This is a genomic window from Siansivirga zeaxanthinifaciens CC-SAMT-1 (genome assembly GCF_000941055.1).
Lineage (GTDB): Bacteria > Bacteroidota > Bacteroidia > Flavobacteriales > Flavobacteriaceae > Siansivirga > Siansivirga zeaxanthinifaciens.
Genome location: NZ_CP007202.1, coordinates 306,013 through 329,847, shown reverse-complemented (window position 1 = coordinate 329,847; position 23,835 = coordinate 306,013). Strand labels below are relative to the sequence as shown.

At 34.2% G+C, this 23,835-nt stretch carries 21 protein-coding genes and 2 tRNA genes; 9 read left to right on the top strand and 14 right to left on the bottom strand.

Going from position 1 to position 23,835, the window contains the following annotated elements; translation table 11 throughout:
- Nucleotides 1-19 precede the first annotated feature (19 nt).
- The 12 genes from AW14_RS01570 to AW14_RS01515 all read right to left on the bottom strand — a co-directional run bounded on the left by AW14_RS01570 (nt 20) and on the right by AW14_RS01515 (nt 13,234).
- Nucleotides 20-832, bottom strand: coding sequence for a purine-nucleoside phosphorylase (locus AW14_RS01570; RefSeq protein WP_044637210.1), 813 nt, complete (start codon nt 830-832; stop codon nt 20-22).
- 63 nt (nt 833-895) lie between these two features.
- Nucleotides 896-1,624, bottom strand: coding sequence for a T9SS type A sorting domain-containing protein (locus AW14_RS01565; RefSeq protein ID WP_044637209.1), 729 nt, complete (start codon nt 1,622-1,624; stop codon nt 896-898).
- Nucleotides 1,625-1,674: 50 nt separating this feature from the next.
- Entirely contained in the window at nt 1,675-2,319 is a 645-nt protein-coding gene (locus AW14_RS01560; protein ID WP_044637208.1) for a TIGR04282 family arsenosugar biosynthesis glycosyltransferase, read from the bottom strand.
- Nucleotides 2,312-2,806 (bottom strand): rhodanese-like domain-containing protein, encoded by a 495-nt coding sequence (locus tag AW14_RS01555; RefSeq protein ID WP_044637207.1) that lies wholly within the window; start codon nt 2,804-2,806, stop codon nt 2,312-2,314. Before AW14_RS01555 ends, AW14_RS01560 begins: the two co-directional genes overlap by 8 nt.
- 29 nt (nt 2,807-2,835) lie before the next feature.
- Complete coding sequence (locus AW14_RS01550) at nt 2,836-3,663, bottom strand: metallophosphoesterase family protein (RefSeq protein WP_044637206.1); 828 nt, start codon at nt 3,661-3,663, stop codon at nt 2,836-2,838.
- Nucleotides 3,648-4,982, bottom strand: a complete 1,335-nt coding sequence (locus AW14_RS01545; RefSeq protein WP_044637205.1) for an SLC5/6 family protein — start codon at nt 4,980-4,982, stop codon at nt 3,648-3,650. The genes AW14_RS01550 and AW14_RS01545 overlap by 16 nt, the downstream gene beginning before the upstream one ends.
- 5 nt (nt 4,983-4,987) lie before the next feature.
- Nucleotides 4,988-6,427 carry a SusD/RagB family nutrient-binding outer membrane lipoprotein gene (locus AW14_RS01540; protein WP_044637204.1) on the bottom strand — a complete coding sequence of 480 codons (1,440 nt, stop codon included), beginning with the start codon at nt 6,425-6,427 and terminating at the stop codon, nt 4,988-4,990.
- A 36-nt stretch (nt 6,428-6,463) separates the two neighbouring features.
- On the bottom strand, nt 6,464-9,655 hold the full coding sequence (locus tag AW14_RS01535; RefSeq protein WP_044637203.1) for a SusC/RagA family TonB-linked outer membrane protein: 3,192 nt from the start codon (nt 9,653-9,655) through the stop codon (nt 6,464-6,466).
- A gap of 56 nt (nt 9,656-9,711) precedes the next feature.
- Complete coding sequence (locus tag AW14_RS01530) at nt 9,712-10,395, bottom strand: DUF2064 domain-containing protein (RefSeq protein WP_044637202.1); 684 nt, start codon at nt 10,393-10,395, stop codon at nt 9,712-9,714.
- A gap of 3 nt (nt 10,396-10,398) precedes the next feature.
- Complete coding sequence (arsS, locus tag AW14_RS01525) at nt 10,399-11,454, bottom strand: arsenosugar biosynthesis radical SAM (seleno)protein ArsS (RefSeq protein ID WP_044637201.1); 1,056 nt, start codon at nt 11,452-11,454, stop codon at nt 10,399-10,401.
- Between the two features lie 143 nt (nt 11,455-11,597).
- Entirely contained in the window at nt 11,598-11,933 is a 336-nt protein-coding gene (locus AW14_RS01520) for an arsenosugar biosynthesis-associated peroxidase-like protein (RefSeq protein WP_044637200.1), read from the bottom strand.
- 158 nt (nt 11,934-12,091) lie between these two features.
- Nucleotides 12,092-13,234 carry an acyl-CoA dehydrogenase gene (locus tag AW14_RS01515; RefSeq protein ID WP_044637199.1) on the bottom strand — a complete coding sequence of 381 codons (1,143 nt, stop codon included), beginning with the start codon at nt 13,232-13,234 and terminating at the stop codon, nt 12,092-12,094.
- Nucleotides 13,235-13,333: 99 nt separating this feature from the next.
- Here AW14_RS01515 and AW14_RS01510 point away from each other — a divergent pair, with 99 nt between their 5' ends.
- The 9 genes from AW14_RS01510 to AW14_RS01470 all read left to right on the top strand — a co-directional run bounded on the left by AW14_RS01510 (nt 13,334) and on the right by AW14_RS01470 (nt 20,498).
- On the top strand, nt 13,334-14,398 hold the full coding sequence (locus AW14_RS01510) for an anhydro-N-acetylmuramic acid kinase (RefSeq protein WP_044637198.1): 1,065 nt from the start codon (nt 13,334-13,336) through the stop codon (nt 14,396-14,398).
- Nucleotides 14,399-14,570: 172 nt separating this feature from the next.
- Nucleotides 14,571-15,965, top strand: a complete 1,395-nt coding sequence (gene nhaD, locus AW14_RS01505; protein ID WP_044637197.1) for a sodium:proton antiporter NhaD — start codon at nt 14,571-14,573, stop codon at nt 15,963-15,965.
- Nucleotides 15,966-16,020: 55 nt separating this feature from the next.
- Complete coding sequence (locus tag AW14_RS01500; protein WP_044637196.1) at nt 16,021-16,722, top strand: MotA/TolQ/ExbB proton channel family protein; 702 nt, start codon at nt 16,021-16,023, stop codon at nt 16,720-16,722.
- Nucleotide 16,723: 1 nt separating this feature from the next.
- Nucleotides 16,724-17,116, top strand: coding sequence for an ExbD/TolR family protein (locus AW14_RS01495; RefSeq protein WP_044637195.1), 393 nt, complete (start codon nt 16,724-16,726; stop codon nt 17,114-17,116).
- Between the two features lie 30 nt (nt 17,117-17,146).
- On the top strand, nt 17,147-17,995 hold the full coding sequence (locus tag AW14_RS01490; protein WP_044637194.1) for a hypothetical protein: 849 nt from the start codon (nt 17,147-17,149) through the stop codon (nt 17,993-17,995).
- A 1-nt stretch (nt 17,996) separates the two neighbouring features.
- Complete coding sequence (locus AW14_RS01485) at nt 17,997-19,214, top strand: bifunctional folylpolyglutamate synthase/dihydrofolate synthase (RefSeq protein WP_044637193.1); 1,218 nt, start codon at nt 17,997-17,999, stop codon at nt 19,212-19,214.
- Between the two features lie 63 nt (nt 19,215-19,277).
- Nucleotides 19,278-19,352 (top strand) — tRNA-Val (locus AW14_RS01480).
- A 118-nt stretch (nt 19,353-19,470) separates the two neighbouring features.
- Nucleotides 19,471-19,545: transfer RNA gene (locus AW14_RS01475), tRNA-Val, on the top strand.
- A gap of 179 nt (nt 19,546-19,724) precedes the next feature.
- Entirely contained in the window at nt 19,725-20,498 is a 774-nt protein-coding gene (locus AW14_RS01470) for a response regulator transcription factor (RefSeq protein ID WP_044637192.1), read from the top strand.
- Between the two features lie 137 nt (nt 20,499-20,635).
- Here the strand turns inward: AW14_RS01470 and AW14_RS01465 are convergent, their stop codons facing one another.
- Both AW14_RS01465 and gldJ read right to left on the bottom strand, forming a co-directional pair.
- Nucleotides 20,636-21,910, bottom strand: a complete 1,275-nt coding sequence (locus AW14_RS01465; protein ID WP_044637191.1) for a UDP-N-acetylmuramoyl-tripeptide--D-alanyl-D-alanine ligase — start codon at nt 21,908-21,910, stop codon at nt 20,636-20,638.
- A gap of 89 nt (nt 21,911-21,999) precedes the next feature.
- Complete coding sequence (gldJ, locus tag AW14_RS01460; RefSeq protein WP_179944498.1) at nt 22,000-23,691, bottom strand: gliding motility lipoprotein GldJ; 1,692 nt, start codon at nt 23,689-23,691, stop codon at nt 22,000-22,002.
- Nucleotides 23,692-23,835: the final 144 nt, after the last annotated feature.

Sequence of the window (23,835 nt, the reverse complement as noted above, 5' to 3'; positions counted from 1 at the left end):
CCCTTAGGTAACGCCCAAATTATAGCGATTTTATTAGTTCTTTAAACAAGGTTATCATGTTTGGCTCTGCTTTGGCTGCCATTTCGATAATCTCGGCAATGTTTACAGGCTTTAGATTATTTGGGTCGCATTCATCGGTTAAAACTGACACAGCAGCCACTTTTAAATTTAAATGATTTGCGACAATAATTTCTGGAACGGTACTCATGCCAACGGCATCGGCTCCCATAATTTTTAGCATGCGATATTCGGCACGGGTTTCTAATTGCGGACCAACAACACTGGCGTAAACGCCTTCGTGTAATGTGATGTTGTTTGCTTTTGCTATGGCTTTAAATTTTGTATTGATTTCTGCATTGTAAGGAGCACTCATATCTGTAAAACGTTCACCAAGTAATTCTACACCTTTAAATGCTAAGGGTGAACTGCCTTGAAGGTTTATGTGGTCTTCGATAAGCATGAGTTCGCCTTTTTTGAAATTTAAATTAATAGCGCCTGCGGCATTAGAAACTAAAAGTGTTTTAATACCCAGTTTCTCCATAATACGCACCGGATAGGTAACATCTTGCAGTGTGTAGCCTTCGTAAACGTGAAAACGACCTTGCATAACAACCACCTTTTTGCCTTCTAAAATACCGTAAATGAGTTTGCCTTTATGTAACTCGACGGTTGCTGTTGGAAAGTTGGGAATATGATTGTAGCTTGCTTCGGTAATAATTTCTATTTCGTTTAATAATTGCCCAAGTCCGGTACCTAAAATAATGCCAATTTCGGGGTTTTCGAAGCCTTTGTTTTGTAAGTAACTTGTAGTTTCTTCTATTTGTTTAATCATTACGAATGTAAAAAATTTAGTGTTTTTATCTACTTAAATATAGAAGATAACAACCAAACTGGTTTAATTAATCTGTATTTTTTTTGAAACTTTACCTCTTCTACTCGATATGGATAAAATATGTAAACCCGATTTTAAAGTTGATACATTTATATTTGAATTGGTTCTCGTGATTTGACTGTAAACTTTTTTCCCTAAAATGTTATAAATTTCTACAAATATTTCTTCAGAAATTGGACTTTTTATTTGAATGTCATTCTGAACAGGATTTGGGTAAATAGTAAAGTCGTTAAATGCAGAATTATCGGTACTCAATATAGCGCAATTTGATGAGTTAAAGGAATTAAACGAACTTAAATCCCAAAAGGCATTAAATTGCAAACAATAAAAGAATACTCTGTCGTATTCTGATATCACCACACCGTTAGGGATGGCAACAGTGAAAGATTTTTGGCCATTTGGAGAAATAACGGGGTTACAACCTGAACAAGCTACCAATCCAAATTCTATTCTTTCTAGATTTGCTATTCGTGATTGTGCTAAAGCGGTATTAGAAGCACCGTTAGATTTTACAAGATAAGCCCTTACATCTGGTCCAGAAGCTGTAGAAAAATTACTTCCCAAATTTAAAGTTAAGGTATTGTTTGTGTTTAGTGTTATGCTTACATCTCCAGTAATAGCATATCCGGATGTTGTATTATTACCAAAATTTGTTGCACTAACTGTACATTGGGCAAAAATGATTTGTTGCAACATTAACAATAGGGTAAGGGAAAGTAATTTTTTTTTCATTATTAGTTGTTTAATTACTTAGGGTAAGTCGTCTTATAGAAAGAATCATTTCATTGGTTTGTGATATTAATTTGAAGATTTTTTATTTTTTCTTGTAAATCTATATTCGATTGATAAAATTTTGATGCAATCAAATCTTCAAAAGTATCAATGTCATTTAATGTTTCTAAAGTAGTAAAAGTAACTAGGTTTTCTTTTAACTCATGGAGTGTTTCTTGTAGTAAATTGGTTTGGCTCCAGGGCTTGTTATCAAAGACAGCGTTGTGCATTTTTGATAAGCCAACTAAATAATAACCGCCATCTTCGGCTGGACCAAAAACAACATCGTTTTCTTTTAAAGCCTCTAACCCTTTATTTATATGACTTGCCATAATATCTGGTAAGTCTGAACCTATTAAAACAATACGTTTATAGCCATCTTGAAAGCCTTTTTTGAACGCGTTTTTCATACGTTCGCCTAAATCGATGCCGTTTTGAACAAATTTATTATGATCTTTCCATTGATTTTCAACTACAGATTCAGAAAAATAAATATGTTTGTCTGCTAATAGTGAGGTTGTAGCATTTTCTGTTACTTTAACGAGTTCTGTATAAACCTCAAAAGCACCTTGGTTGCCAATGGTTTTAGCTAAGCGGGTTTTTACTTTTCCTAGTTTTATGTTTTTTACAAAAACAATAACGAGTTCTTTATTCATAAACTTTTATACCTTTTTTAAGCCATTTGCTCCATTCTTTTGAGAATGCATGTACGCTGTCGGTTTCTTTTTCATTTAAATTATAAACTGGCAAATCGTTGTTTTTCCATTCAAAAATACCACCATATAAATTTTCAACATGTTTGTAACCAGCTTTTTTAAGACTGTCTGCGATGGCCTCCGAACGAATACCTAACGAACAATAAATTACAATTTTGGTGTTTTTATTGGGGATTATTTTTTTAACGCTATCTATTTTAAATTTATCATAACCCACATGAATGGCGTTTTTTAAATGACTTGTTTTATACTCTTTTAATTCTCTAGAATCTAGAATTACGGCGTTAGTTTTTGGCATTGCCAATTCTTGCACTGTTATGTAAGGCACGCTGTTATCGTTGTATTGTTTTAATAGTTTATCTATCGATTTTTGAGCAAACGAAGTAAAGGATTGAATTAATATTAAGAGGAAAACAGTTTTTTTCATAGCAACTTAGTCTAATAAATTTAAGAAAATTACAATTGGATGCCAAAACCTTGTAAGCCACTTTCAATAGCTGGTAAAATTTCGGTATTGTCCCAAATACCTGTTAGTATTGTTCTGGCGTATTCTTCAGGTAATAATCCATTTTGCATCAGGTTATTTGTTAATTTATAATTGTAATTTAAAGTATGATGTTTATATTCTAAAAGGCCTTTTTTATCATTTAAAATAGCATACCAAACTAACGGTGTTCCATCGTTTGCAGGCATGCCAATAACACCAGGGTTTAGCCAAAGTTTATCGCTTTTTGAGTCGTAAAAGGGCAATCCACAGTGCCCTCCAATAATAACATCGTAATTATTAACCTCAAAATTGGGCGCTTTTATATCCCAGGGTGTTGATTTAAATATGAATTCTGAGGTATTAAAATACGAACCATGAACTACTAATACTTTTTTTTCAGCATAGTTAAAAGTTACATGGTCTGGTAATGTTTTAATAAAATCTATTGAATCTTTAGAGAGCTGACTCTGCGCATAAGGATACCATTGTTGAGAAAATCCGTCGCATCTCGATCCTTTTCTAAAATCGCATCCGCAATCTTCTGCGCCCTCGCGAAGTTGAATTTCAACGTTACCCGCAATACTTTTAGGATTCCAAATTTTAAATAGTTGTACCGTTTGTTCGGGTTGTGCACAATAACCAACAATATCGCCCGTGCAAATACAATTTTCTGGAGCAATATTTTCTTTTTCTGCAAGTTGTTTCATAGCTTCTAAAGCTTGTAAATTGCTGTATACACCTCCAAAAAGCAGGATTTTACCTGATAGGTTTCCCAGATAATCTATTTTTTTATCCATGATGGTATAAAATATATAATAATACAACTTATAATGCCCCAAATGTTCACCCAAAGTAAATCGGCGTATTTCCCATTTGTAAATATGAGTGATTTTGGGAATATTTCTAAAACTAAAATAAGACCAAAAATCAAGCCGCAGGCCACGCTTAAATAAAAACTAATTTTAGGTGCTTTGGTATTCCAAAATAAAAATACAGGTGTTAAGCCAATAACCATGGTGCCCGAAATGGTGGTTGCTGATAAAATTTCGGCATCTAAAAACACTGGTAGAGTTCCTAAAATAGCTATGGCTACCATAGATGCTCTGCCAAACGTTAAGTTTTTACCCATATTTAAATCGATTGCTAGAAGTTTTGAAAATGACGAAAATGTAGAGTCTAAAGTTGATGCTGCCGAGGTAATCATTATAAAATTTATGACCAAAAGTATTACCACTCCAAAGGCTTTGCCAACTTCTACAGCAACCTGCCCTTGCAGGCCTTGGGTTTGAGCGTAAACGCCAACAACACTAAAAAGAACAATGCTAAAAGCTCCTAAAAGGCTAGCCAATAAAAAACTTGTACGTGTTACTTTTGGAGAACTTATAAAAGCTCTGTCTGTTAAAACAGGGTCGTGAAATGGATAGCTAAAGGACTGTATGATGGCTGCAAAAAACAAATTTAAACCCAACTCAAAACTCCAAGTTCCAGAGGTTACAACATCTTTAGTTGAAAAATTATCTACAGAAAAGATATGATATAAGATGATGATTAATAATACTGAAAATAATCCCATTTGAATCACATCGGTAAAAATAGAACTACTTAAACCTCCTTTTAAAGCATACGCTAAAGTTAGTAGTGTAAATATAATAATGGACCAATAGTACGGTTTGCTGCCTTGAGTGCCAAAAAAACTGCCAATAACCATGGTATTGCTCCAAACTTCATTGAATAACCTAATGGCAATTAAAATAGAAAATAATGCCATAGCACCTTTTCCAAATTTTGTTGTTAAAAATTGATGAATGCCATTAAAGCCGCCTTTGCTTCGTAATTGGAACAGTATGATGCCCGCAACAGCAAAAGACAAATAATATCCTGCATAAGCCACACCGCCAACAATGCCAAAATCTAAACCAAGATTGGCGGCATTGGTAATGCTTTTAGCAAAAATCCACGAAATTATTAAGCTTCCTGTTAATACAAAAGTATTTGGTGCCTTAAGCCTTTTTGTGGCTTTAAAGAATTGATTTTTAGATTTTGCGTAAGGAGAAATTAAAAAGAGTATTAAACTCGATACAATTATTAAACTCCATTGCCAGTTTATTAATTCCATAATGTTTATTCATCCCACCAAACAGGGCTATCGATACTATTGTTATTTGTGTTACTAGCTGCCCGATTATAGTTTTCTGCATTTAAAGTAGCTTCTTCTGCAGGATAAGGCATACGCACTGGAATTACATTGTTATTTAAACTTGCAGAAATAGTTCTTAATTCTGGATAACCTGTGCGTCTGTATTCTACCCAACCTTCATAGCCGTTAATAATATTTGCAATCCATTTTTGGGTTATTATTTGTTGTAATGGTGTTTTGTTAGGGGCGTTAAAAGCTGCGCCGTTAGTTAAGTAATCTGGTGGTAAATCAGTTTTCCAATACTCGAAAGCTAATGCGACACCAGTTTCATAAAGTTGTTGGGCATCAGCGGTAATCAAGTTTTTTATAGCAGCTTCCGCGAAAGCGAAATGTACTTCCCAAGCGGTAATAAAATTAGCGTCTAAAGTAGAGGTGTCTTCTCTAAAAGGGGTTCCAGCCAAAGAATAATTAGCTAATGTTACAGACGTAGATGTAGCGTCTATACCATTTAATAAACCATTAAATTCATTAGAATTTGAATTAGAAAAGGGTCTGAATAAGGTATTTATTCTTGTGTCGTTTAAACTGGTAAGAATGTCTTTCATAGTTTCAGAAAGTACAAAATTGTTAAAATCTCCAATTCGTAATTGAGCTAATCTGAAGCTGTTTGGTTCTGAATTAGTAAAATCGAAAATCGCATTTTGACTATTGGTTTTTATATAATTCCCTTCATTAAAAATAGACTGTAAATCTGATGAAACATCTACTTTGCCAGAAATACGCACTAAATATTTAACCTTTAATGAATTTGCAAATCGTACCCAAGCTTGTAAATCGCCATTAAATAAAATATCGCCTTCAAGTGGTATGGCATCATTGTAGTTTTCAATGGCTTCAATGCCTTTATTTAAGTTGTCCAAAATACCGCCTTCATTTAGGTAAATGTCTTCTTGAGCATCATACACAGGTGTTACCGTTTTGTTGGTGCCATCAAAAGCTTCAAAATAAGGAACATCACCAAATAAATCGGTTAATCCCGCTGCCATATAAGCTTTTAGAATAAGCGCCGGACCTTCATATACTTTTAATGCATTAACCGTTCTGGATTGACTTAGAATAATTTCATTATCGCGCAAATTGGTATAAAACACTGGCCAAGGGTTGCCACCTAATTGAGGTGATTTTAGGGCGTGTCTGTCAAATAAATTAAAATCTAATGCAGTACGGTGTTGTGCTAATAAATCGCCAGCTACAAACCCTTCGTAACTCATTTCTTCCCCAAAATTATAAATGACTTGGCGCAACAATAAACTAGGTTGTACCGAAACCGGAGCATTAGGGTTTGTATTAATCGCTTCAAAGTCTTTTGTACAACTTATAGTAACAAGACTTAAAATGCTTAGTATGTATAATATGTTTTTCATAAATATATTTTTATTTCTGTGAAAACAGAAATTTTCTTAAAAATTAAAACCTGCTTTAAAACCGAAACTACGCGTGGTAGCGTAACTTAAATCTTCAACACCACTTACAAAACCATTGCCTTGCACAGCTATTTGCTCGGGGTCAAAATGTGGGTTTTCTGTAATGGCAAATAAGTTGTTTCCTGTTAGAGATAGACTTAAGTTGGCATCTTTATTTAAGCCTAAAAAGCCTTGTTTCAACTTGAAATTATAACCAATAGAAAACTGACGTAACTTTAAAAAAGAAGCATCATAAATATTGTTTTCTTCGTGGTTTCTATCGTAAAATTGTCTGTAAAAACTTTCTGCAGAAACAGCTACTGTATTAGGTTGTCCTGAATTAATGTTAACGCCAGGTGCAACAATGCCCGTTTCTGGTCTAAAAGCAGTTTCGGCCAATTGCCCACCAACATTGCCTAAAGCGCGGGTTCGAGATACAATTTCTCCGCCCTGTCTCCAATCAAACAAGAAACTAAAATTCCAATTTTTGTAATTGAAATTATTTTGCCATCCTAATGTAAAATCAGGGTTATAATTTCCTAGTTTTTTCAAATTATTATCGGCGATTAAGCGTCCGTTATCGTCTACTAAAAATGCGCCATTTTCATTTTTAGAATAGCCTGTTCCATAAAAATCGCCAATACGACCGCCTTCTTCAACCTGAAACCAAACGGTTTGGTTAGCGCTATCGTAAATTCTACTAAAAGCCAAGGTTAAGCGCCCATCGTTTTGTGGTAAGTTCTCTATAGTCGAGCGGTTTGTAGCAAAGTTGAATGTGCTGTTCCATTTGAAATTTTCATTTTTTAGAGGCGTTACACCCAAAATAATTTCAACACCCTGAGTATTAACTTTAACTCCGTTAATTACTTGTTGGTTATACCCTGAAGAAATAGCAATAGGTAATGAAATAATTTGGTCTTTAGTTGTAGCATTGTAATATGTAACATCAAAACTTAAACGGTCTTTAAAAAAACGTAAGTCGGCACCCAACTCATAACTTGTAGTTTGTTCGGGTTTTAAATTGGCGTTAGGAATAAAGTTTTGGTTGCTAAAAGTTGGTTGTCCGTTAAAGGGTGTTTGCGATACAAAAGCACCCGAGGTTTGGTATGCCCCCGTATCATTTCCAACCTGAGCGATATTGGCGCGTAATTTTGCAAATGAAAAAACACTTGGTAATTTGGTTACATTCGATAAAATAAAACTTGCAGAAGCCGATGGATAGAAAAATGATGCACCATCTACCGAAAACGGAGTTGCTAATGCACTAGACCAATCATTTCTTGCAGTAACATCTAAAAACAAATAGTTTTTGTAACCTAATTTTGCAATTCCATAAAACGAGTTGATACGTTTTTCGCTTTCAAATTGAAAAATCTCAATAGGTGAGGCGGCATTATTTAAACTAAATATGCCTGGTTGTGCTAGGTTTACAGTTTGAGATTGTTTTGTTGAAGCTGTTTGGTTTAAACGGTTTCCACCTAGCGACACATCAACAGAAAAATCGCCAAAAGTATTGTTGTAATTAACTAAGAAATCGGTGTTTACTTCTCTGTAAGTTACATCATGCTCTGCATAACCACCATTTTTAAAACGATTACTACTAAAGTTGCGTATAAATTGTCTGGTTTCGCTACTGTAATCCATACCTGTTCTAATATGGGCACTAATGTGTTTTGTAATTTGCTGTTGTAGTTGAATGTTTCCAAAAATTCTATCGCGGTTAAAAGAATTTCTGTTTTCTAGTAGAATGAAATAAGGGTTGTCAAAAAACGTATAATTGAAAGAATATTGCTGAATCCCTTCTAAACCAGGCTGCCAATACGCTTTTAAATTATTAATATTTAAAGAACGAGGTCCCCAAGCAACGAGCGAATAATTAACGTTTTCGCTACCATAACCGTTTGAAGGTCTGTTATCACTATTAGAGTTTACATAACTAATAGAAGTAGTAACCTCTGTTTTGTCTGAAGGTTTGAAATTTAGTTTTGCACTCACAGTTTGCCTGTCTAAATTTACACCCGGAATAATAGATTCGCTTCTTAAATCTGTGAACGATAAGCGATAATTACCCGTATCAAAACCATTGGAAATAGCTATGTTGTTTATGGTGGTTACACCTGTTTCATAAAAATCTTTTAAGTTATCTGGGTTTGATAAAAACGGTGTTGGCGTAATTGGTAAACCGTTGTAAAGTGATGTGTCGCCACCTCTAACAAATGAGCCATTAGGCAATTGCACAGGACTATCAAATTGGGGTATTAAATTACCAACATCTAACCGAGGCCCCCAGGAATAGGTGATATTATCACTAACGCCACCCCCAAGACCATCTACAAATTCAAAAACACCAGATTGCCCTTGGCCGTATTCGTTTTGAAATTCTGGAAGTTTAAAAGCAGAGTCTTTAGTTATCGCGGTGTTAACACTCACGCTAAATCCTTTGTTTTTACTGCCATCTTTTGTTTTAATAACAATGACTCCGTTTGATGCTCTGGTGCCATAAAGTGCCGCAGCACTCGCCCCTTTTAATACCGTAACCGATTCTATATCATCTGGGTTCACTTCCATAGCGCCGTTTCCAAAATCTATTTCTTGAAACCCAGCTGCAGCTTCGTTAGTAAAATTGAAAACCGTTTCGTTGTTAATAGGGATGCCATCAACAACAAAAAGCGGATTATTATTTGAAAATGAGGCTTCTCCACGAATGGTTATTTTAGAAGAAGACCCAACGCCTGTGGCGCCTTGTGTGACAGTTACGCCTGCCAATTTTCCTTGAAGGTTATCCAAGAAATTAACGGTTTTTACTTCGGTTAAACTTTCAGACTTTATAGCTTGTACGGCATAGCCTAACTCTTTAGTTTCTCGCTTTAATCCTAATGCGGTTATAACCACTTCATCGAGAGCAGCGGCATCTTCTACTAACGAAATATTTATGGTTGTTTTATTTCCAACAGTAATGAGTTGGCTTTTGTAACCTAAAAAGGAAAATTTTAGTTGACTTGTTTCCGATGCAACATCAATAGAATAGTATCCATTTTCATCGGTAATGGTTCCGTTTGTATGGTTAGTTATAGTAACAAAAGTTAAAGGCGTGTTATCTTTAGAATCTGTAACTCGACCAGTAATTGTAATTTGAGCATGACTTAAACCAAATATAGTTAGCATCAAGCATAATATAATGTGCTTCATTTATACGATAAAAAAAATTAATAAGTGTGTCTGAAATCAATCAGATTTAAAGGGTTTTATAAATGAAGAAATGCAGGTGAACCTTTATTTAATTGAAGGTTTAATATGAAGTTTTTAATACTGATAAAATGAAAAAAGATGATGGTTTTTACACTTAAAAACGATTGCAGTAAAAGTGTTTTTAAAGTTTTTGAAAGGGTTTTAAAACTATCGAGAACCAGTTTAATATCTGAAGCAGTATCAATATCTGTTAAGACTTCTAGATAAGTGATATTTATTTTTTTAGAAGCTTTTAATTTGGAAATACTTCTGTTTAATTTAGAGGTTTGCCAGGGTAATTTTAAAAAGGTTTCTTTGTTAAATTGCGATTTTTTGAGTCCCATTAAATAGAAACCTCCATCGGTTGATGGTCCTAAAACAATGCTGTGTTTTTGAAGTTTTTCAACCGTTTTTAAAATGTGTTTTGTGGTTAGGTGTGGCGTATCATTTCCTATAGTAATAACCGTATTAAAACCCAAATCGAAAACAGATTGAATAGCATTTGTAAAACGCTCTCCAAAAGAATTACCAATTTGTTGTTTTTCAGAAAAATGAAAATAAGGCAAGCCTGTTTTTTTTGCAATATTTATGGTCTGCTTGTTTAGGGTTTCAAACAAACTTTTGCTAGAAAATGATTTTGAAGTAATCTCTTTCTCGGCTGAATTAGCAAAAATTAATATGGCGGTTTTACTTTCTTTCATGTTTTATGCAACAACACCTTGGCAACTACTTCCGGCACCGGCAGTACAACCATAACAATGTTGAGATATTACAATATTTCTACCTTCTAATAAGTTTTCATTATATTCTGAAATATGCTGAGACTTCCCATTTACTGGCAGGTTAAGCATTTGATTAAAATCGCAATCAAACAAATAACCATCCCAACTTACTGATAGTGTATTGGTACACATCACATTGGCTACAGCTGCAGGGTTGTAAGCTTCAACCAGCGCATACATATAATCTTCATAATTTTCTGAAGCGATTAGGTAATCTAGAAATCGTGCTATGGGTAAATTTGTAATGGCAAATAGATTATGAAATTGAATATCAAAATCTTCTTTAAGAGCCTTTTTAAAATCTTTTTCCATCGCCATTTGATTGCCTGGTAAAAAGGCACCCGATGGATTGTAAACCAAGTCTAAACGTAAGTCGCTATTTGGCATACCGTATCCAACGGCATTTAATTCTTGTAATGCTTTAATAGATTTATCGAAAACACCATCACCACGCTGTTTGTCGGTTTTTCCACGAGTCCAGTGTGGCATGGAACTTACTACATGTACGTTGTGTTTTTTAAAGAACTCTGGTAAATCGTAATATTTTTTATTGGCTCTTATTATGGTAAGGTTAGAACGTACAATAAAATCTTTTATTCCTGCTTTTGAGGCTTCTTCAACAAACCACCTGAAATTGGGATTCATTTCTGGTGCGCCACCTGTTAAATCTAGGGTGTGAGCCCCAGTGTTTTTAATAACCTCTAGGCATTGCATCATGGTTTCTCGGGTCATGATTTCTTTACGGTCTGGACCGGCATCTACATGGCAATGTTCGCAAACTTGATTACACATGTAACCTACATTTATTTGAAGAATTTCTAGTTTTTTTGCTTTAAGCGGAAATTGATTTGTTTCTGAAATTTTATTTTTAAAGGTTGGTAATTCGCCAGTTTTAAAAATGCCGTTAGATAGAATTTCAAGTTGTCTATTACTTTTTGCTAAATCGCTATCGCGTTTGTGTAGGGATTTTGTTATCATTAATTGTATTTTACTAAACTAAAGTTCTTACGATAAATTTGGAGTTATGGTTTTGCGTTAGGGATTGAACGGTTTGTTTGAGCTCCCCGAAGCTAGGAGGGAGCGAGTAGTGAAAGCCCGACCCTTGTGGTAACGCCCGGGTATTAACCGTCTAACTTATTTACTTTGTTCATCATTTGCACACCATGTACTAATGTGGCACCGCTTTTTATAGCTGCGCCAACGTGAATGGCTTCCATCATTTCTTCTTTTGTTACACCGCGTTGTAAACCGTCTTTTGTGTAAGCGTCTATACAGTATGGGCATTGCTCTGTATGTGCAACGGCTAAGGCAATTAGAGATTTTTCGCGTGCGGTAAGGGCGCCTTCTTCAAAAACTTTACCGTAATATTCAAAGAATTTGTTTCCTAATTCTTCACTCCATTCTGTGATTTTTCCAAATTTCCTGAGATCTGCGGGGTCGTAGTATGTTTTTTGCATGAAATTTTATATTTTTTGTAAATATAAATCTATTTGAATAAAGTCGGAAAATTTAGCAATACATAACACATGCCGCTGGAAATTATTTATAATACCAATGGCATGTGTTGTAATCAATAGATTATCAATTGATTGAGGTTTAAAATTTAATGAAAGATTTATTCTTTGATGATGTTTCTAGAAATTACAATTTTTTGAATTTCTGAAGTGCCTTCGTAAATCTGTGTAATTTTGGCGTCGCGCATGAGGCGTTCTACATGGTAATCTTTAACAAAACCATTACCACCATGAATTTGTACGGCTTCAACGGTATGCTCCATCGCCACTTTTGAGACGTATAATTTTGCCATGGCACTCGATACATCGTAGTTGTTTCCTTGGTCTTTATCCCAAGCCGCTTTCATAACCAAATGGCGTGCGGCTTCGATGTCGGTATACATATCGGCCAATTTAAAGGCTATGGCTTGGTGGTTGCAAATTTCGGTTCCAAAAGCTTTTCGTTCTTTTGAGTATTTTAAAGCCAGTTCGTAAGCGCCAGCGGCAATTCCTAAAGCTTGAGCAGCAATTCCAATACGGCCTCCCGAAAGCGTTTTCATTGCAAAACGAAACCCCGAGCCATCTTCGCCAATACGATTTTCTTTTGGCACTTTTACATCGTTAAATTGTAGTGTATGGGTGTCGCTGCCGCGGATACCTAATTTGTTTTCTTTTGGACCAATATGGAAACCTTCCATGTCTTTTTCAATAATAAAAGCATTGATGCCATGCGATCCTTTATGTTTATCGGTTTGAGCAATTACTAAATAAACATCGGCACGACCACCGTTTGTAATCCAGTTTTTTGTTCCATTAAGTAGGTAATAATCGCCTTTGTCTATAGCAGAGGTTTTTTGCGAAGTAGCGTCACTTCCGGCTTCTGGTTCGCTTAGGCAAAAGGCGCCAACAAATTCGCCTGTGGCAAGTTTTGTTAAATATTTTTGTTTTTGAGTTTCGGTGCCATAAGCTTCGAGTCCGTAGCAAACCAAAGAATTATTTACCGATACAATCACTGATGCCGAAGCATCTATTTTAGAAAGTTCTTCCATAATAAGCACATACGAAATGGTATCCAAACCACTACCGCCATATTTTGGGTCTACCATAATGCCCATAAAACCCAAATCGCCCATTTTTTTTACGAGATCTTTTGGGAAGTGTTGTGTTTCGTCGCGTTCAATAACGCCAGGCAGTAATTCGGTTTGAGCAAAATCGCGCGCTGCGTCGCGAATCATTATATGTTCTTCTGAAAGATGGAAATTCATAATTTGGAACGTAAAAATTTATTAAAATCGCAATATTTATATGTAAATATAACATTTTGATAATATAATTATGGATAAGTATTGTTAATTTTACGCTTCATGGAACATAGAGAATATAGCGTGGTTGGTGTTATGTCGGGAACTTCTTTAGATGGCATAGACTTGGTTTATGTAACATTTAAATATGAAGAATCTTGGTCTTTTAAAATAATATATGCAGAAACATTTGCTTACCCATTGGCTTGGGTTAATGTTTTAAGAGGCTTAGTGTTTAACACTTTAGAAGCATTGAAACAAATAGATTTCGATTACACGAAGTTTTTGGCAAAGGTTATAAATTCTTTTATTGAAAAATATAATTTAACAAATATTGATGCTGTTTGTTCGCATGGTCATACTGCGTTGCATCGACCAGAAAACGGACTTACATATCAGATTGGAAACCTGCCCGAACTGGCAACCTGGTTAAACCGGAAAGTAGTTTGCGATTTTAGAGTTCAGGATGTTGCGCTAGGTGGACAGGGTGCGCCTTTAGTACCCATAGGAGATGAGTTGCTTTTTTCGGAATTTGACTATTGTTTAAATTTGGGTGGATTTGCAAATATTTCAACTAAAATAAATGAGGAACGTATTGCTTACGATATTTGTCCGGTAAACATTGTTTTAAATAAATATGTTAATGTATTGGGTTTCGATTTTGATGATGCTGGGAAAATTGCTTCAACGGGTGTTGTAAATAATGAGTTGCTTGCAAAACTTAATGCCTTGCAGTTTTATAAGGAATCTTTTCCAAAATCGTTGGGATTGGAATGGGTTGATAAAAATATTTTTCCTTTAATCGATAGTTTTAAATTAGAAGTAAAAGATATTTTAAAAACTTTTGTAGCGCATATTGCACATCAAATCGCATTAGAAGTAAACACAAAAACAAGAGGATCTTTATTAATTACAGGGGGTGGTGTTTATAATTTATATTTAATAGATAGGATTAAAAGCTTGATTAATAGTGATGTAGTAATTCCTCAAGGTGAAACTATTGAATTTAAAGAGGCTTTAATTTTTGGTTTTTTGGGTGTTTTAAAGTTAAGAAACGAAATTAATTGCCTTAAAAGTGTTACCGGAGCAAGCAGAAATCATAGCTCGGGTATTGTATATTTCCCTTAAAAATAATCTAAATTTAATCTTTATAGGATTTTTAGTTTTTTATATTTGTTGAACTAATTATTTATTTCAATTCAAATATTAGTTACAATTTAAAATCAAATCTTAAAAAAACAGATAGGTGTTATGGTCTTAAATTTAAACAAGACTTCACGCCACATTTAATTTAAAAATTATGGAAACAGCAATTATTTTAGTGTTTGTAATAGGCTATCTAGCTATAACTTTTGAGCATAATATAAAAATAGACAAACTCATTCCAGCTTTGGTAATGATGGCTATTTGTTGGGCTTTGGTAGCTTTGGGTATTGATGCGTTTCCAAATTGGTTCGATTCGGCAAAACACGCCTTGTTAGAAGGGTTTGGTTTGTTATCTCACGATGAAAAAATGCATTTAATGGAAGAAACATTACTGCATCATTTAGGGAAAACAGCCGAAATATTAGTATTCCTTCTTGGAGCTATGACCATTGTTGAAATAATAGATTACTTTGATGGTTTCTCAACCATTAAAGACTTTGTAAAAACTAAAAAGAAAACAAAAATATTGTGGATTTTTTCCATTTTAGCTTTCATTTTATCAGCAATTATCGATAACCTTACTGCTACGATTGTATTAATTTCTATTCTTCAAAAAATAGTAAAAGACAGAGATGTTCGTTTGTATTACGCAGGTTTAATTATTATTGCAGCGAATGCAGGAGGTGCTTGGTCTCCTATTGGCGATGTTACTACAACCATGCTTTGGATAGGAAATAAAGTAACTACAGGGCATTTAGTAGGATATTTATTTATACCATCGTTTTTATGTATGGCAATTCCATCGTTTATAGCGTCTTTTATGCCGGTATTTAAAGGTGATTTAGAAGTTGAAGAAGTTGAAGAAACAAAAAAATCTAAGTTTAGTGCAACCATGTTATATCTTGGTTTAGGTGCTATTGTATTTGTGCCTATTTTTAAAATGGTAACACATTTACCTCCGTATATGGGGATGATGCTATCTTTAGGGGTTGTGGCTATTTTTGCTGAAATTTATAGTAGTTCTAAATTTAGTCTGACCGAATTTGATGCCGATGAAAGTGATGCTCATGCAAGCCATAGTCCGGTACACCATTCGTTATCAAAAATTGAATTACCTAGTATATTATTTTTCTTAGGAATTTTAATGGCTGTAGCAGCTTTAGAGTCTTTAGGGATTTTATTTGGTTTCGCCGAGTCTCTGCCAGCATCGATGCCTATGCTAGGAACCGAAATTCATACAGGTGAAGGGGTATCCGATTTAGTTGTTTTATTATTAGGCGTTGGTTCTGCTGTAATTGATAACGTGCCTTTAGTAGCTGCAAGTTTGGGAATGTTCCATGAAGCTACAGACAACGAACTTTGGCATTTTATTGCCTTTTCTGCAGGAACAGGAGGAAGTATGTTAATTATTGGCTCTGCAGCTGGTGTTGTAGCTATGGGAATGGAAAAAATAGATTTTTTCTGGTACCTAAAAAAGATTTCTTGGTTAGCCCTAATAGGTTTCTTGGTAGGCTCTGCAGCTTTTATGGTAACCAGAACTTTATTCTAATAAATACTTTAATACAAAAACGAACGTTATACACTTGTTAGATATATCATAATTTATGCTAAATATACTTTTACAAAGTCAAGAAGAAGGAACTGCACTATTAACGGATGCCGAACCAGTAGAAAAAACACTTTCAATTATTGAACTTATTAGTAGTGGTGGCGTTGCCGGACAAGTAATTATAGCGCTTCTTTTTTTAATGTTAGTAGGAGCCATTTATATTTATTTTGAAAGATTGTTTGCTATTAAAGCGGCTTCTAAAATAGATTCTAATTTCATGAATCAAATAAAAGACCATGTATCAAATGGTAAAATAGATTCGGCTCAATTGTTATGTGCACAAGTTAATTCGCCTGTTTCCAGATTAATTAATAAAGGGATTTCAAGAATAGGAAAACCACTAGCCGACATCAATACAGCTATTGAAAATGCAGGTCGTTTAGAAGTTTATAGTCTGGAGAAAAACGTTAGTATTCTTGCAACGATATCTGGAGCAGCCCCTATGATTGGGTTTCTGGGTACGGTTATCGGGATGATACTATCTATTTTTGAAATAGCTAATTCAGGCGGTCAAATAGATATTAAATTATTGGCCGATGGGTTGTATACAGCCATGACAACCACGGTTGCCGGTTTAATTGTAGGTATTGTTGCGTATATGGCATATAACCATTTGGTGGTTAAAACAGATAAAGTAGTGTATCAAATGGAAGCAAATTCTGTAGAGTTTCTAGATCACTTAAACGAGCCAACCTAATATGAATTTAAAAGGAAGAAATAAAATCACGCCAGAATTCAGTATGGCATCTATGACAGATATTGTATTTCTGTTGTTGATTTTCTTTATGTTGGCATCTACCTTGGTAACAACCAATGCGATTGATATTTTATTGCCAAAAGCCAGTGGAAAAACCGAGAATAAAAAATCGGTTGCCGTAAGCATCAAAAAAGATTTAACATACTACATCGATCAAAAACGGGTAGGCGAAAGTGTTTTAGAAACAGAATTGTTAGCAGCTCTGTCTTCAGAAGAGAAACCTACCATTGTTTTAAGAGCCGAGAAATCGGTACCTGTTGATAATGTGGTAAAGGTTATGGATATTGCCAATAGAAATAAATTTAAAGTTATTTTGGCTGTTAAGCCTAATTAGGTTATTTAATAAAAGAATTCCCTCTGCATAATGAAATACCTTGAAACCAAACACGAACGTAATTCTGCAAAACTAACGTTATTAATTTCGGTTATAATTTTGTTGTTATTGTTTGTTGTTGGAGCACCCTATATGGACCCGCCAGAGGAATATGGCATTGCTGTAAATTTTGGAACTACAGAATTTGGAAAAGGTGATAATCAGCCATTAAAACCTATAAAATCGGAGCCCTTAGATATTGATGAGCCTCCAGTACCCGAAGCTACAAAAGTAGAACCAACTAAAGCATCTCAAACAAAAGAAGAGGTTTTAACTGCAGATAATGCCGAAAGTATTGCCATAAAAAAACAGAAAGAAGCTGAAGCTAAAGCAAAAGCACTTGCCGATGCTAAAGCTAAGGCTGAAGCCGATAGACTTGCTAAAGAAAAGCGCGAACAAGAAGATAAAAAGCGAAAATTAGATGCTTTAATTGGTGGTGTAAGTAAATCTGATGGTTCTGCAACAGGTAGTGAAGGAAACGATAATAAATCGGGGGATAAAGGCCAATTAGATGGCGATCCCTATGCGCCTAGTTATTTTGGTTCTGGTGGCTCGGGTAATGGTGGTGTTGGCTATGGTTTAAATGGTCGTGGTCGTGCAACTTATAAAACACTTAAACAAGATTGTAACGAATCTGGTTTGGTTATAGTTAGAATTGTTGTTAATCGCAGTGGAAACGTTATTGAAGCTGTTCCTGGTGTTAGAGGCACTACAAACACAGCAGATTGTTTAATGAAACCAGCAAGGGAAATAGCCTTATCTCATAAATGGCCTGCAGACAATAATGCGCCCGAAAAGCAAATTGGTTTTGTGAAAGTAAATTTCAAAATCGGACAGTAGTATGACTTATCAAGATACATTAGATTGGATGTTTACTCAGCTTCCAATGTATCAAAAACAAGGGAGTTCGGCTCTTAAGAAAGACCTTTCCAATACTTTAAAGTTAGCCGAGCATCTTAATTTTCCTGAAAGAAAGTTTAAATCCATTCATGTAGCAGGAACCAATGGAAAGGGTTCTACAAGTCATATGCTTGCTTCCATTTTGCATGAAGCAGGTTATAATGTAGGATTATATACTTCACCTCATTTAAAAGATTTTAGAGAGCGTATAAAAATTAACGGGACTGTAATTGGTAAACAATTTGTTATCGGGTTTATTAAGCGCAATAAAGCGTTTTTTGAGGCTAATAGTTTATCTTTTTTTGAAATGACTGTTGGTATGGCATTCGATTATTTTGCTAAAGAACAGGTCGATATTGCTGTTATTGAAGTTGGTTTGGGTGGTCGATTAGATTCTACAAATATTATTACACCTGAAGTTTCCGTAATTACGAATATAGGTTTAGATCATACTCAGTTTCTAGGAACAACTTTAGAAGCTATTGCTTTTGAAAAAGGAGGTATCATAAAACCAAACGTTCCTGTTGTTATTGGTGAAACTCAAATAGAAACCGAACAAGTTTTTATAGATTTGGCATTAAAGCATAATTGCAAGATTACTTTTGCCGATCAAGTATCCAAACCGCCATATGAATCAGATTTAACAGGAAATTATCAATCTAAAAACATTCAAACGGTATTACAAAGTGTAAGAGAGTTACAGTTGTTAGGGTATGATATTTCAGAAATTCATATAAAAACAGGGTTGTTACATGTGGTTAAAAATACCGGTTTAATGGGTAGATGGCAGGTAATTAATGAACAACCAAAAGCTGTTTGCGATACAGGGCATAACCGTGACGGACTAAAATACGTTATGGAACAATTAAAAAATGAATCGTTTGATGCTTTACACATTGTTTTTGGAGTTGTAAATGATAAAGATTTAAATTCAATTGTAGATTTGTTACCTGTTAATGCAACTTATTATTTTTGTAAACCAGATATTCCTAGAGGTCTTGATGCTGAAAAATTAAAAGAATTTTTAAAACCTTATGGTTTATTAGGAGACGTCTATAATTCAGTTAATGAGGCTTATAAGAATGCCTTAGATAAAGCAAAACCAAACGATTTTGTTTTTGTTGGCGGTAGTACGTTTGTGGTTGCAGAAATTATTTAATTTTTTTCAAAAAAAGTCTTTGCATATTGAAAAACTAACTTATATTTGCACTCGCAATTATAAGGGCGACTAGCTCAGTTGGTTCAGAGCACTTGGTTTACACCCAAGGGGTCAGGGGTTCGAATCCCTTGTCGCCCACAAAAAATCCTAAAGTATCCATCTTTAGGATTTTTTCTTTACTAAGGTTTTATTAAAATAAAATCTTTAAAGTTTTTGAGAATTGAAAAACTAGTTTATATTTGCACACCCATAATAAGGGCGACTAGCTCAGTTGGTTCAGAGCACTTGGTTTACACCCAAGGGGTCAGGGGTTCGAATCCCTTGTCGCCCACAAAAAAATCCTAAAGCATATCGCTTTAGGATTTTTTTTTAAATCGTATTTTATTATTCATCTTCTGTTTAATCGAATTGCTTTAGCGGTGTTATTAGCTTTTTATGGTTTCTATTTTGTATAATAGTTTCATCTTATTATATTGAATGAGTTAATTATTGTTACCCAAAATATAGCTTATGAACCTAACCGAAATTAAAAACGTTTACAAAGAAGTTTTCGAAGCCTACGAGCACCCTTCAATAGAAACGCATATTAAAAAAATTATTGAGTTAGATGCTTATTTGCCATACAGTAGTACCTTTTTCTGTATCACTAATACTCAAAATTTATCTTTCGAATACATAAGTAAAAACATGACATCTTGTTTGGGTTTAGATGCTGCTGTAATGAGTGAGTTGGGTATGAATTATTTTTGGGAACGTATGCATCCTAATGATGTAGAACCTTGGCTTCAGGCTTTAAACGAGCTTATGGCATTTACTTTAAGTGAGATTTCGGTAGCTAATCGCTCTAGAATGAGTTATTCCTGGAATTACCGAATAAAAAATTCTAAAGGGGTATACGTGAATGTTATTCAAAATACGACACCTCTGGAGTTTGATATAAATAATAAACCAATTATAGGTTTGGCTCATTATACCGTTTTAGATTCTAAAATTAATTTACAAGTATCTGCTACCGCTAAATTTTTAAATGATAATAAAGAATATGAAACCCTTTTTTTTAAAAATTTTTCTCAGAAATTATTGTCAGATGGCGTAAGTAATAGGGAACGCGATGTTATTAGACTTTTGGTTTTAAATTATTCGAGTAAAGACATTGCCGAAAAATTAAATATTAGTGCAAATACAGTGGATACTCATCGAAGAAATATTTTAAAGAAATTAAATATTTCTTCTACTGGCGAGTTAATTGGTATGATGAAAACCAACGATTACTTCATTTTTTAACATAATAGCTTTAAAAATACTCAAATTGAGTATTGCTCTTTACTTAATTAACCCTTTACTTTGTAGAGCTATTAATTAGTTCTTAGGGAATTAAAAATGCCTATTTAAACATTTATATTGTGGTAATAGGCATTTTTTTATAATAAATCTAAAATCCTCTCCATGGCCATTCCTCTGGATCCTTTAATTAATAAGGTGCTATTAACAACCGATGTCATATTAAAATTCTTTTCAAAATCTTCAAAAGTTTTGAATTTTAGACTGTTTTTGGTTTGTGTTTTATTGAAATTTTCTCCTATTAAAATAGTTTGATTAATACTTGTGCTTTCTATTAAATCTGCGATACTTTGATGCTCTAATTCGGCTTCTTTACCTAATTCGAACATGTCTCCTAAAAAGGCTATTTTGTTATTGTCTTTAAGTTTTTCAAAATTTAAAATAGCAGCTCGCATACTTGTTGGGTTTGCGTTGTAGGCGTCTAAAATTATTTCATTCGAGTTTTTTTTAATAACCTGAGACCTATTATTGGTTGGTATATACGATTCAATAGCATTTTTTATAGAAGCTTCTTCAACCTTAAAATAATTTGCAATAGTTATGGCTGCAGCAATATTACTAAAGTTGTATTCGCCAATTAAATTACTTTGAATGGTTGTATTATTATATTTAACCTTTACTGTTGGTTGGGCATCAATGAATGTTATTTTGCAATCTGCATTTATGTTATCTCCAAAAATATATCTGTTTGAATGACTTGTTTTGTCTACTTGAATAGGGTCATTTCCATTAACAAATATGGTTTTATTATTATTTATTAAGAAATCGTACATCTCACTTTTGCCTTTTATAACACCTTCAACACCACCAAAACCTTCCAGGTGTGCTTTACCAAAGTTTGTGATGTATCCGTAGTCGGGCTTTGCTATATTGCATAAAAATTCAATTTCTTTTTGATGGTTAGCTCCCATTTCTACAATGCCCATTTCGGTACTTTCATTCATTGATAAAAGTGTTAAAGGAACGCCGATATGATTGTTTAAATTTCCAATGGTTGCTTTTGTGTTGTACTTTTGAGATAATGTGGTATTTATAAGTTCTTTTGTGGTTGTTTTTCCATTACTGCCTGTTAATGCTACAATTGGAATATTTAGATAATTTCTATGATAAGTAGCCAATTCTTGAAGCGCCTTTAAGGCATCTTTAACTAAGATTGTGTTTGGTATATGTGAAAAGGATTCTTCATCTATTATGGCGAATTTAGCACCATTTCGAAGCGCTTTCTCGGCGTAGCTATTACCGTTGAAGTTTTCGCCCTTAAGAGCAAAAAATAAATCGTTTTTATGAATTTTACGAGTGTCGGTACAAACCGAATTACATTGTAAAAATATCTCGTGAATTTTTTCTATAGTCAATTTTTTTATATTTTTTTTTAGTAAAAATAAATGTATAAAAAAAGTCCTAACTAAAAGTTAGGACTTTAAATTTATTTAATTAAAAACGGTTAGTTTTTTGTTTTGTGTTTAGCTTTACTTTTAGAACCTACTCGAGACATAGCACATCTAAAACCAATATAATCGGTTGCCATATCTTGAGGGAAGTAACGTCTTTGAGCTGGGTCTAACCAATACTCTCTGTCTTTCCAAGAGCCTCCTTTGTAAACTCTAACTTCATCGTTAATTAACGAGTTTCTGTCGTTATCTTTGTCGTATTCTCTAACAATGTTTCCTAAAGAATCTCTAGTTATCGTGTGTTTAGGAGAGTTGTACATTAGATTTGTGTTGTCTGCGTCGCCTTCTTCATCTTCATTAAAGCTTTCGAAGTTACGAGACGAACGTTTGTCACCATCTCTAAAGTTTATTTGATTACTCTTATCAAAGTTTGTACGCAAATAAGTTTCGTTTTCATCTACAGGTACTTGTAAAATTTCTCCTGGTAGATTTCTTGCAACTACTTTACCATTCGATAGTGTATCATAAACAATATCATCGATAGTAACAACTTTAACAGAGCCATCTTCGTTAATAGCATTTTTGGTGTAAACATTTCCCCTGTAGTAGTTAAAATCATTAAATTCATCATCTACTATAGGTCTGTAAACGTCTGCTACCCATTCGGCAACATTTCCAGCCATATCATACAAACCGTAATCATTAGGAGCGTAAGATTTAACAGCATTAGTAATATCAGCACCATCATCAGACCATCCTGCGATTCCACCATAATCTCCTTTACCTTGTTTGAAATTAGCTAATTGATCTCCTCTAATTTTACGTTTTCCTGAACGTGTGTATTGTCCGTCCCATGGATATTTCTTACGTCCACGGTATAAATTATAACTTCTTATTTCACTTAAACCTAATGCAGCATATTCCCATTCTGTTTCGGTAGGGAGTCTGTATTTTGGTGTAATTATACCAGTTTCTCTGGTGGCATAAATATTAGTTTCGTTTCCGTCTGCGTCTGTTTGAACATTTCTTCGTCCTCGACCTCTAGAGTCTCCATTAATAATTTCTTCGTTACCACCATAAGTTAACGTTGGTGCATTAATGTAAGTATCTGTATTAAAAGTAGCATCGGCACTTACATCGGTAATTTTGGCATCACGTTTTAAATAACCAGCTTTTTCTAAGTTGTGTTCATTAACTCTATCGGTTCTCCAGTTTGCAAATTCAACGGCTTGAATCCAGCTAACACCAACTACAGGATATTCACCATAACCTGGGTGACGTAAGTAATTTTCTGTCATAACTTCATTATAGCCCAATCTGTTTCTCCAAACTAGGGTATCTGGAAGTGCGCCATGATAAATAGCTCTAAAGTTTTCGTCTGATGGTGGATAAACACGCTTGATCCAATCTAAATACTCCATATACATAGCGTTGGTAACCTCTGTTTCATCCATGTAAAACGACTGTACGTGTTGCTGAGTTGGCGTGTTATTCCAATCATGCATAACATCGTCTTGTACTCTACCTTTAGTAAAAGTACCACCTTCAATGAAAACTAAGCCAGGTGAAGTTTCTTGTTCTTTGTAATCTGTATTGTATTGAAACCCTCCTTCACGAGAGTTTATTTGCCAACCGGTTGCTCTAGAACTATTCTTTGAGCTAGAAGATTTTTTACAGCTAGTAAAGGCTAAAGTTAAAGCCAAAGCTATAAAAACTTTTAATGCTAATACTTTTTTCATATCCATACGTTTAAGTAAGCTAATAGTGTTTTGGTGGTGCAATATAAGAATTAAACCTTATACTACAAGCAATTATTTACATTTTGACTAAAAAAAACTGCATTTCATCTTATTTTTTGGCATTACAACGATGTTTTTTGCTTGTCTTGA

What these genes read in the sequence shown, in the direction of transcription:
- AW14_RS01570 (WP_044637210.1), bottom strand. Translation starts at nt 832, where the DNA reads ATGATTAAACAAATAGAAGAAACTACAAGTTACTTACAAAACAAAGGC.
- AW14_RS01565 (WP_044637209.1), bottom strand. Translation starts at nt 1,624, where the DNA reads ATGAAAAAAAAATTACTTTCCCTTACCCTATTGTTAATGTTGCAACAA.
- AW14_RS01560 (WP_044637208.1), bottom strand. Translation starts at nt 2,319, where the DNA reads ATGAATAAAGAACTCGTTATTGTTTTTGTAAAAAACATAAAACTAGGA.
- AW14_RS01555 (WP_044637207.1), bottom strand. Translation starts at nt 2,806, where the DNA reads ATGAAAAAAACTGTTTTCCTCTTAATATTAATTCAATCCTTTACTTCG.
- AW14_RS01550 (WP_044637206.1), bottom strand. Translation starts at nt 3,663, where the DNA reads ATGGATAAAAAAATAGATTATCTGGGAAACCTATCAGGTAAAATCCTG.
- AW14_RS01545 (WP_044637205.1), bottom strand. Translation starts at nt 4,982, where the DNA reads ATGGAATTAATAAACTGGCAATGGAGTTTAATAATTGTATCGAGTTTA.
- AW14_RS01540 (WP_044637204.1), bottom strand. Translation starts at nt 6,427, where the DNA reads ATGAAAAACATATTATACATACTAAGCATTTTAAGTCTTGTTACTATA.
- AW14_RS01535 (WP_044637203.1), bottom strand. Translation starts at nt 9,655, where the DNA reads ATGAAGCACATTATATTATGCTTGATGCTAACTATATTTGGTTTAAGT.
- AW14_RS01530 (WP_044637202.1), bottom strand. Translation starts at nt 10,395, where the DNA reads ATGAAAGAAAGTAAAACCGCCATATTAATTTTTGCTAATTCAGCCGAG.
- arsS (WP_044637201.1), bottom strand. Translation starts at nt 11,454, where the DNA reads ATGATAACAAAATCCCTACACAAACGCGATAGCGATTTAGCAAAAAGT.
- AW14_RS01520 (WP_044637200.1), bottom strand. Translation starts at nt 11,933, where the DNA reads ATGCAAAAAACATACTACGACCCCGCAGATCTCAGGAAATTTGGAAAA.
- AW14_RS01515 (WP_044637199.1), bottom strand. Translation starts at nt 13,234, where the DNA reads ATGAATTTCCATCTTTCAGAAGAACATATAATGATTCGCGACGCAGCG.
- AW14_RS01510 (WP_044637198.1), top strand. Translation starts at nt 13,334, where the DNA reads ATGGAACATAGAGAATATAGCGTGGTTGGTGTTATGTCGGGAACTTCT.
- nhaD (WP_044637197.1), top strand. Translation starts at nt 14,571, where the DNA reads ATGGAAACAGCAATTATTTTAGTGTTTGTAATAGGCTATCTAGCTATA.
- AW14_RS01500 (WP_044637196.1), top strand. Translation starts at nt 16,021, where the DNA reads ATGCTAAATATACTTTTACAAAGTCAAGAAGAAGGAACTGCACTATTA.
- AW14_RS01495 (WP_044637195.1), top strand. Translation starts at nt 16,724, where the DNA reads ATGAATTTAAAAGGAAGAAATAAAATCACGCCAGAATTCAGTATGGCA.
- AW14_RS01490 (WP_044637194.1), top strand. Translation starts at nt 17,147, where the DNA reads ATGAAATACCTTGAAACCAAACACGAACGTAATTCTGCAAAACTAACG.
- AW14_RS01485 (WP_044637193.1), top strand. Translation starts at nt 17,997, where the DNA reads ATGACTTATCAAGATACATTAGATTGGATGTTTACTCAGCTTCCAATG.
- AW14_RS01470 (WP_044637192.1), top strand. Translation starts at nt 19,725, where the DNA reads ATGAACCTAACCGAAATTAAAAACGTTTACAAAGAAGTTTTCGAAGCC.
- gldJ (WP_179944498.1), bottom strand. Translation starts at nt 23,691, where the DNA reads ATGGATATGAAAAAAGTATTAGCATTAAAAGTTTTTATAGCTTTGGCT.